At 72.4% G+C, this 8,423-nt stretch carries 10 protein-coding genes; 7 read left to right on the top strand and 3 right to left on the bottom strand.

The genetic code is table 11. From position 1 onward, the window contains the following. Positions 1 to 44 precede the first annotated feature (44 nt). The gene (gene cei, locus SACPADRAFT_RS0209295; RefSeq protein ID WP_007025471.1) at positions 45 to 725 is read right to left on the bottom strand and encodes an envelope integrity protein Cei; all 681 of its coding nucleotides are present in this window, start codon (positions 723 to 725) and stop codon (positions 45 to 47) included. A gap of 512 nt (positions 726 to 1,237) precedes the next feature. Here cei and SACPADRAFT_RS0209290 point away from each other — a divergent pair. The 5 genes from SACPADRAFT_RS0209290 to SACPADRAFT_RS26595 all read left to right on the top strand — a co-directional run bounded on the left by SACPADRAFT_RS0209290 (position 1,238) and on the right by SACPADRAFT_RS26595 (position 4,399). Next, positions 1,238 to 1,546 (top strand): DUF4193 domain-containing protein, encoded by a 309-nt coding sequence (locus SACPADRAFT_RS0209290; RefSeq protein WP_007025470.1) that lies wholly within the window; start codon positions 1,238 to 1,240, stop codon positions 1,544 to 1,546. A 138-nt stretch (positions 1,547 to 1,684) separates the two neighbouring features. Further along, positions 1,685 to 2,149 carry a dUTP diphosphatase gene (gene dut, locus SACPADRAFT_RS0209285; protein ID WP_198048288.1) on the top strand — a complete coding sequence of 155 codons (465 nt, stop codon included), beginning with the start codon at positions 1,685 to 1,687 and terminating at the stop codon, positions 2,147 to 2,149. Further along, positions 2,150 to 2,929, top strand: coding sequence for a DUF3710 domain-containing protein (locus SACPADRAFT_RS0209280; protein ID WP_007025468.1), 780 nt, complete (start codon positions 2,150 to 2,152; stop codon positions 2,927 to 2,929). It begins immediately after the preceding gene. A 195-nt stretch (positions 2,930 to 3,124) separates the two neighbouring features. Then, a complete protein-coding gene (locus SACPADRAFT_RS0209275) occupies positions 3,125 to 3,505 on the top strand; it encodes an OB-fold nucleic acid binding domain-containing protein (protein WP_007025467.1) in 381 nt (126 codons plus the stop codon). Positions 3,506 to 3,517: 12 nt separating this feature from the next. Further along, the gene (locus SACPADRAFT_RS26595) at positions 3,518 to 4,399 is read left to right on the top strand and encodes a DUF3159 domain-containing protein (RefSeq protein WP_007025466.1); all 882 of its coding nucleotides are present in this window, start codon (positions 3,518 to 3,520) and stop codon (positions 4,397 to 4,399) included. A gap of 50 nt (positions 4,400 to 4,449) precedes the next feature. Here SACPADRAFT_RS26595 and SACPADRAFT_RS0209265 read toward each other — a convergent pair whose 3' ends face one another. Further along, positions 4,450 to 5,115 (bottom strand): potassium channel family protein, encoded by a 666-nt coding sequence (locus SACPADRAFT_RS0209265; protein WP_007025465.1) that lies wholly within the window; start codon positions 5,113 to 5,115, stop codon positions 4,450 to 4,452. Then, positions 5,115 to 5,780 carry a potassium channel family protein gene (locus tag SACPADRAFT_RS0209260; protein ID WP_007025464.1) on the bottom strand — a complete coding sequence of 222 codons (666 nt, stop codon included), beginning with the start codon at positions 5,778 to 5,780 and terminating at the stop codon, positions 5,115 to 5,117. The genes SACPADRAFT_RS0209265 and SACPADRAFT_RS0209260 overlap by 1 nt, the downstream gene beginning before the upstream one ends. 220 nt (positions 5,781 to 6,000) lie before the next feature. Between SACPADRAFT_RS0209260 and SACPADRAFT_RS0209255 the strand changes: the two genes are divergently transcribed. Continuing rightward, the gene (locus SACPADRAFT_RS0209255) at positions 6,001 to 8,070 is read left to right on the top strand and encodes an APC family permease (RefSeq protein WP_007025463.1); all 2,070 of its coding nucleotides are present in this window, start codon (positions 6,001 to 6,003) and stop codon (positions 8,068 to 8,070) included. Further along, positions 8,067 to 8,423: TRAM domain-containing protein (locus SACPADRAFT_RS0209250; RefSeq protein WP_007025462.1), on the top strand; the 357-nt coding region annotated here is incomplete at its 3' end. The genes SACPADRAFT_RS0209255 and SACPADRAFT_RS0209250, both read left to right, overlap by 4 nt.

Below are 8,423 nucleotides of genomic sequence, written 5' to 3'. Positions count from 1 at the left end.
GGCGGTCTGAGCCCGCCCGGCCCCGGGCCTCGGGGCGGCGGGGCTCAGCAGTGTTCGGGGCCGATCGCGTCCAGCAGGTCCGGGTCGATCTCCCCGCCGTCGTCGGCGGTGGAGCGGCCGGCCGCACCGGCCTCCACGTCCGGTGCCGGTCCCCGGAGGTGGTCGAGGATCTCGGTGGCCTCGTCCGAAGGGGCGATGTCGTCGAACTCCGTCCCGATGGCGAGGTCGACCGAGTCGTCGTCCCTGCCGTCCCGCACCAGTTCGAGACACGGGTCGAGCAGCTGCACCGTGCGGGCGGCCCGTTCGCCCCCGCTGCCGAAGCGGAGCTGCCCGTGGCAGTTCGCCTGGCCCACGGGGTAGGCGGGATCGTTGGCCGGTTCACCGACCGAGGAGAAGCCGAGGTCGCGCAGCACCTCGGTGGTGATCGTGGCCTCCCCACGGGTGTTGTTGGCGTTGAGCACCCGCACCGGGACCTCCCCCGGCGCGATCGGTTCGACGTCGTCCAGGGCGTCGTGGGACAGCCGGGTGAACGTCGTGTCCGGCGGCGGGACCGGCCGTGGCTGACACTCCATCGCCTCGGCCGAGGTCTGCCCGGAGTTCAATGCGTTGATCCAGACCGCGACCGCGGCGACGCCGAGGACCGCGATCAGCACCAGGGCGGGGACCGGCTTCCGCCTCCGGTACGGCCGTAGGCCCCGCCGGCTCCCGGAGCGTGTGCCCGACACCTGCCCGTCCTCTCCGAGACCGCGAACGCGGCCTCCGTCGTTCGTCGTGCGGGTCACCCGGCACCGTGGCCGACCGGGTGCCTTCGGCACCGTGGCCGACCGGGTGCCCGGCCGGTCGGCGTCGCGCGCACGCTACGTCGACACTGTGCGCGGTGGAGATCCACCGCAAGCGGATGTCACCACGGTGGCTGGCGCCGCACGGCGGCCGTGCGGCGGGCGCGGGTGGTGCCTGCGGCCGGGCGGCCGCGCCGGCTCCCGCTCTCGCCGCGATTTAACCCTGTCGGGTGACGTATTTTAGGGGTTGCGTGACCAGCTTCGAGTCGGGGTAGGCGGTGGGCTACTCTCTCCGGGCTCAGGGGTGACGACGGAGTGTCGATGGAGACCTCCCTCACGCCGGATTCCGGGCACAAACACCGACGCTGGAACGTTGTCCAGCGGCACGAGGAATGTCCGGGCGCGGCCCGGTGTTCCGCGAGACCTGGTACCGAAGCTGATCGCAGGGGTGAAGGACAATGGCGACCGACTACGACGCTCCGCGTCGCAGCGAAGCCGACGAGTTGGCCGAGGACTCGTTGGAGGAGCTGAAGGCGCGGCGCAATGAGACGCAGTCCGGCGTCGTGGACGTCGACGACGAGGCCAGTGGGGAGAACTTCGAACTCCCCGGGGCGGACCTGTCCGGACTGTCGGGCGAGGACCTCACGGTGAAGGTCGTGCCGAAGCAGGCCGACGAGTTCACGTGCTCGAAGTGCTTTCTCGTGCACCACCGCAGCCGCCTCGCCGAGGAGTCCGGTGGCAATCTCATCTGCCGGGACTGCGCCTGAACCGACCGGCCGTCGCGGACGAGTGCGGTTCACCGCGGAACGGGGCGGCGTGGGCACCGGAGGGGGTCCCCGGACGCGACCGGGTGGCCGGGGACGACCCGGCCACCCGTTTTCGTGTTCCGGGTAGTCTCCCGTGCCGTGTCCAGTGTGCGGATTCCGATGTCCCGCCTCGACCCCGACGTCGTGGCCCCCTCCTACGCGCGCCCCGGTGATGCGGGCGCCGACCTGGTGACGACCTCGGACGTGCGGCTCGCCCCGGGGGAGCGGGCCGTCGTGGGGACCGGGGTCGCGGTGGCCGTCCCGGACGGCTACGCCGGGTTCGTCCATCCCCGGTCCGGGCTGGCGGCGCGGACGGGGCTGTCGATCGTGAACAGCCCTGGCACCATCGACGCGGGTTACCGGGGGGAGATCCGGGTCTGTGTGATCAATCTCGACCCGGCGGAACTGGTCGAGCTGCGCCGGGGTGACCGCATCGCGCAGCTGGTCGTGCAGAAGGTGGAGCACGCCGAGTTCGTCGAGGTCGATCGGTTGGAGACGACGGAACGCGGAGTGGGCGGCTACGGGTCGACCGGTGGGCACGCCACGCTCGGAACGGAGAGCTAGGTGGGCATTTTCGGACGCAGGCGCAGGAAGGGACCGGCCGGGGACGAGGCCGACCGCGGCGACGAGGGCCCGGCCCCGTCCGGGGCCGAGGGCACCGAGGACGCCGGTGCGGACCCGGACGTCGGGACGGACGCCGGGGGCGTGGTCGGGGACGCCGGGGAGGACGACGCCTCGGATGGGCGTCCCGACGGCCCGTATGACGTCTCCGAGGCGCCCGACGACGGCCTCGCGCGGATGGACCTCGGTTCGATCCGGCTCCCGGTGCCGGACGGCTCGCAGGTCCAGGTCGAGATGGACCAGGCGAGCCAGACGGTGCGCGCGGTCCACGTGGTGACCGGGTACGGCCAGGTCACGGTGACCGCCTACGCGGCCCCGCGCTCGGGCGGCCTGTGGCGCGAGGTGAGCCAGGAGCTGGCCGACCAGCTCCGCTCGGACGGCGCCCGGGTGACCCTCGGCCGGGGCGAGTGGGGGATGGAGCTCTCCGCGGTGGTCAACGACGTGGCCCTGCGGTTCGTCGGGGTCGACGGGCCCCGGTGGATGCTGCGCGGGGTGATCGCCGGTCCGCAGTCGGAGGCGGCGACCGCCCCCGAGGTGCTCCGGAGCATCGTCCGGGGCACGGTCGTCGACCGGGGTGAGGACCCCATGCCGGTCCGCACACCGTTGTCGATCACACTGCCGGAGGCGGTCGCCGCGCACGTCGCGGGACAGGCCCGGCAGCAGCAGGGACAACAAGACCAGCAGCAGAACCGGCAGGGACAGCAGAACCAGCAACGGGCCTGACGGGCAGCGCGGAACCGGGGCGTTCCCCCCGACCCGGGGTGTCCGGCCGGATGTCGCCGTCCCGGGCGCGTGGGATAGCGGACATCACGTTGCGATCCGGACGCGGTCCGGGATTCCCTTGCCCGGACAGGGTTACGCTGAAGCACGCACGGGCCGTCCGTCGGGGGGCCCCGGGAAACCTAGGAGCAGGCGCCTATGGTCGCCAAAGACGGCGGCTACTTCAGTCGGCTGGTGCGGAAACTGACCAGTGACGTCGCCGAACTGGACGCCGACGATCTCTCGCAGGAGTCCGAGGCGGTCGGTGCGCGGAGAGCGTGCGACTGCCACTGCGGGGAGGAAGCCACGGTGCTGGGCAGGTTGCGCAGCGTCGATCTGTGCCCCGGTAGCGCCGCGGCTACGCTGGAAGCGGAGTTGTTCGACGGTACCGACGACGTGACGCTGGTCTGGCTGGGTCGGCGCCGCATCCCGGGTATCGAACCCGGCCGCACGATCAAGGTGCGGGGCAGGATGGCCGAGCGCGACGGGCACAAGGTGCTGTACAACCCGTACTACGAACTGTTGCAACCGACCCAGTGAGAGTGGCCCGGCGTGACTGAGCACCCCCGCGACGACGGCGTGCGTTCCCCGACGTCCGACGACGGCACGGATCCGGCCGCGCGCGACCGGGGTGGGGGTGTCCGGGACGACGGCGGTGACAGCGGCGACGGCGGTGGCAGCGGTGACCGGCGGGCCGGCGGACCGGACGCGGACGGGGAGTCGTCCACGGTGCCGGACCCGGACGGGGAGAACACCCCGGAGCCGACGCTGCTGGAACAGATGGGCGGCGTGTCCGGGCTCGTCTACTCCTCGGTGCCGATCGTCGTCTTCGTGCTCGCCAACGCCGTTCTCGGGCTGATGCCGGCGATCTGGACGGCGCTCGGCAGCGCGGTGGCGATCACCGTGCTGCGGGTGGTGCGCCGGGAGCCGGTCCAACCCGCGATCTCCGGGTTCTTCGGCGTGGCCATCGCCGCGTTCCTCGCCTACCGCACCGGATCGGCGAAGGGGTTCTTCCTGTTCGGCATCTGGGCGAGCGCGGTGTACTTCGGGGTGCTCGTGTTGTCGGTGGTGGTGCGCTGGCCGCTGGCCGGGGTGGTGTGGAACTACCTCAACGGCACGGGGATGGCCTGGCGCCGCGACAAGCCCTCCCGGTTCGGCTACGACGTGGCCACCCTGGCCCTGGCCGCGGTGTTCGCGGCGCGGTTCGTCGTGCAGCAGTGGCTCTACGCCGAGGACTACACGGGCTGGCTGGCCTTCGCCAAGATCGCGATGGGGTATCCGCTGTACGGGCTGGCGCTGCTGGTCGTGGTGTGGGCGGTGCGCCGCTCGGACAAACGGCTCGCGGAGGTCCTGCACACGGCCGAGGAGACCGACGCCGAGATCGAGGCGCGACTGCGGGCCAAGTACGGCGAGGCGCCCGCCCAAGGCGCCTGACCGGCGGGAACCTCGGTGGCCCCCGGGGTGCCTCGGCGTCCGGGCTTGTCTCAGCCGCCGGCCACGCCGAGCGCCTTGCGGATGGCCGGTTCGACGTCGGTGGGTGCCACGAACAGGAGTTCGTCCCCCGGCTCCAGCGGGTCGTCCGGCTGCGGCACCAGCACCCGGTGGCCGCGCAGGACGGTCACCAGCGCGGCGTCCCGCGGCAGCGCGAGCTCGCGCACGGCGGTGCCCGCCAGCGGGGTGTCCGTCGGCAGGGTCATCTCGACGAGGTTCGCCTGGCTCTTCTGGAACGTCATCAGCCGGACCAGGTCGCCGACACTGACCGCCTCCTCCACCATGGCGGCCAGCATCCGCGGCGTCGACACCGCCACGTCGACGCCCCAGCTCTCGTTGAACAGCCACTCGTTGTGCGGGTTGTTCACCCGGGCGACCACGCGGCGGACGGCGAACTCCGTCTTCGCCAGCAGGGCGACGACGAGATTCACCTTGTCATCGCCGGTCGCGGCGATCACCACGTCACAGAGCTGGAGCCCGGAGTCCTCCAGCGTGGACACCTCGCACGCGTCGCCCAGCACCCAGTCGGCCTGCTCGACGGTCTCCGGGGCGAACTGTCCGGACTGCCGCTCGATGAGCATGACGGTGTGCCCGGCCTCGACCAGCTCGTTCGCGATGGAGCGGCCCACCGCGCCCGCACCCGCGATCGCGATCCGCATCAGTTCTCCTCCCGCGGCGCCCTGGCCGCGACGCTGGTGACGTCGGTGACCGTGCCCGACAGCGCGGCCGCGTAGACGACGTCGTCGGCCTGCAGCACCGTGCGCGCGTCGGGCAGCACGCCGGTGCCGAACCGCATGATGAACGCCACCCGGGATCCGGTCTCGGTCTCCAGCCGCCGGACGCTGTGCCCGATCCAGTCCTCGTGCAGGGGCAGCTGGAGCAGGGCCACCGTGCCGGTCGGTTCGCGCCACGAGGTGGCCGCGCCGTCGGGGAGCAGGGTGCGCAGGAACCGGTCGGTGGTCCACGGCACGGTCGCCACGGTGGGGATCCCCAGCCGTTCGTACACCGCGGCGCGCTTGGAGTCGTAGATGCGGGCGACGACGTGGTCCACGCCGAACGTCTCCCGCGCGACCCGGGCCGAGATGATGTTCGAGTTGTCCCCGCTGGACACCGCGGCGAACGCGCCCGCCCGTTCGATGCCGGCCTCCTCCAGCACCCCGCGGTCGAAACCCACGCCGAGCACCTGGCGGCCGTGGAACCCGCTGCCCAGGCGACGGAACGCCTCGCGCGATTTGTCGATCACGGCGACGTCGTGGCCGAGTCGTTCGAGCGCGGCGGCCAGGGACGCGCCCACCCGGCCGCATCCCATGATCACCACGTGCACGCTGCTCCTCCTCCTGTCCGCTGGCGCCGGGTAGTGGCTCGTGTCGTCCGGTCCCCCGCCGACGCTCCCTCGTCCCCGCCAACCTACCCCCGCCCGCACGCGGCACGGGCACGGTCCCGTCGGCCCCGGACGGAGCGGGCCGTGTCCCGGTCGGGTGACCGGCGGGACGGGGCCACCCCGGCCCGGCCTCGTCCGGACCGGGGCGAACTACGCTCCAGCCGTGTCCAAGTTCGCTACCGCCACGAAGCGGATCCTGTTGGGCAGGCCGTTTCGCAGCGACCGGCTGCCGCGCACCCTGTTGCCCAAGCGGGTCGCGCTGCCGGTGTTCTCCTCCGACCCGCTGTCGAGCATGGCCTATGCCCCGGAGGAGATCCTGCTGATGCTCTCGCTCGCGGGAGCGGGAGCCTACGTGTACAGCCCGTGGGTCGGCGGCGTGGTCGCCTTCGTGCTGCTGATCGTGGTGGCGTCCTACCGGCAGAACGTGCGCGCCTACACCGCGGGCGGCGGTGACTACACGGTGGCGACGGTCAACCACGGGCCCCGGCTCGGCCTCGCCGTCGGGGCGGCGCTGACCGTCGACTACATCCTGACGGTCGCGGTGTCCATCTCCTCGGCGGCGGCGAACATCGGGTCGGCCGTGCCGTTCGTCGCCGAGCACAAGGTCGAGTTCGCCGTCCTCGCCATCGTGCTGCTGGCCGCGATGAACCTGCGCGGGGTCCGGGAGAGCGGCACGCTGCTGGCGATCCCGGTGTACGCGTTCGTGGCCGGCATCCTCGGGATGATCGTGTGGGGCGCGGTACGCACCGTCGTGTTCGGCGACGAGCTGCGCGCCGAGAGCGCGGACCTCGAACTGGCCGCCGAGACCGGCGCGGTGGCCGGGCTCGGACTGGTCTTCGTGATCCTGCGCGCGTTCTCCTCGGGCAGTGTCGCCCTCACCGGGGTGCAGGCCATCGCGAACGGGGTGCCCGCCTTCCGCAGGCCGCGCGGCCGCAACGCCGCGACCACGCTGCTGTGGATGGGCGCGCTGGCGGTCACCATGTTCCTCGGGTTGTTGTTCCTCGCCGAGGTGACCGGCGTGGTGGTGGCCGAGGACCCGGAGACCCAGCTGGTCGGCGCGCCGGAGGGGTACGAGCAGAAGACCCTGGTCGCCCAGCTCGCCGGGGCGGTGTTCAGCGGTTTCGCCCCCGCCGTGTGGTATGTGATCGTCATCACCGGGCTGGTGCTCGTGCTCGCGGCGAACACGGCGTTCAACGGGTTCCCGGTGCTCGGCTCGACGCTGGCGCAGGACCGGTTCCTGCCGCGCCAGCTGCACACCCGCGGTGACCGGCTCACGTTCAGCAACGGCATCCTGCTGTTGGCCGGACTCGCCGTCGTCCTGGTGATCGGATTCGAGGCCGAGGTCACCGACCTGATCCAGCTCTACATCGTCGGCGTGTTCGTCGCGTTCGTGCTCAGCCAGAGCGGCATGATCCGGCACTGGAACCGGGCGCTGGCCGAGCAGACCGATCCGCACGCCCGGCGGCAGATGCGCCGGGCGCAGGTGGTCAACACGATCGGGCTGGTCACCACGGCCTCGGTGCTGGTGGTCATCCTGGTGACCAAGTTCCTCGCCGGGGCGTGGATCTCGCTGGTGGCGATGGCGGTGATCTACCTGCTGATGCGCACCATCCGCAGGCACTACGACCGGGTGGCCGAGGAGCTCGCCGAGACGGAGCAGGAGGTGACGCTCCCGGCCCGCAACCACGCGATCGTCTTGGTCTCCCAGCTCCACCGCCCGGCCCTGCGGGCGCTCACATACGCCAAGGCGACCCGCCCCGACGTGCTGGAGGCCGTGACCGTCAACGTCGACGACACCGAGACGCGCGCGCTCCAGCGGCAGTGGAACCGGCGCGGGATCTCGATCCCGCTGAAGGTCGTGGAGTCGCCCTACCGGGAGGTGACCCGGCCGGTGCTGGACTACGTGCGGCGGGTGCGCGGTGACCGGCCCCGGGACGTGGTCACCGTGTTCATCCCCGAGTACGTCGTGGGACGCTGGTGGGAGCAGCTGCTGCACAACCAGACGGCGCTGCGGCTCAAGGGCAGGCTGCTGTTCCAGCCGCGCGTGATGGTCACCAGCGTGCCGTGGCAGCTGGAGTCGTCCCGGCGGCGGTCGCGCCGCGCCGAACGCCGCCGTCGCCGCCCCGTCGCCGGTGACGTGCGGCGCGGGCTGCACGACTCCGGGGCCACGACCGACACCGGTGGGCAGGGGGACAGGACCGGGGACAACGGCGACGGGAGCGCGGGCCGGTGACACTGGACTGGACGGGACGCAGGGTCGAGCTGGAGGTCGGCGCCGTGGCCCACGGCGGGCACTGCGTGGCCCGGGCCGAGGGCCGGGTCGTGTTCGTGCGGCACGCGCTGCCCGGTGAGCGGGTCCTGGCCGAGATCACCGAGGACCACGGTGGTTCGTACTGCCGCGCCGACGCGGTGTCGGTGCTGACCCCTTCACCGGACCGGGTGGAGCCGCCGTGCCCGGTCGCCCGGCCGGGACTGTGCGGCGGGTGCGACTGGCAGCACGCCGACCCCGGGGCCCAGCGGGAGCTCAAGGCGCGGGTGGTGGCCGAACAGCTGCACCGGCTCGCGGGCCTCGACCGGGACGTCGAG

This window comes from Saccharomonospora iraqiensis subsp. paurometabolica YIM 90007 (assembly GCF_000231035.2).
Lineage (GTDB): Bacteria > Actinomycetota > Actinomycetes > Mycobacteriales > Pseudonocardiaceae > Saccharomonospora > Saccharomonospora paurometabolica.
Note: the sequence above shows the minus strand (reverse complement) of the source record. Positions and strands in the feature narration are given on the sequence as shown.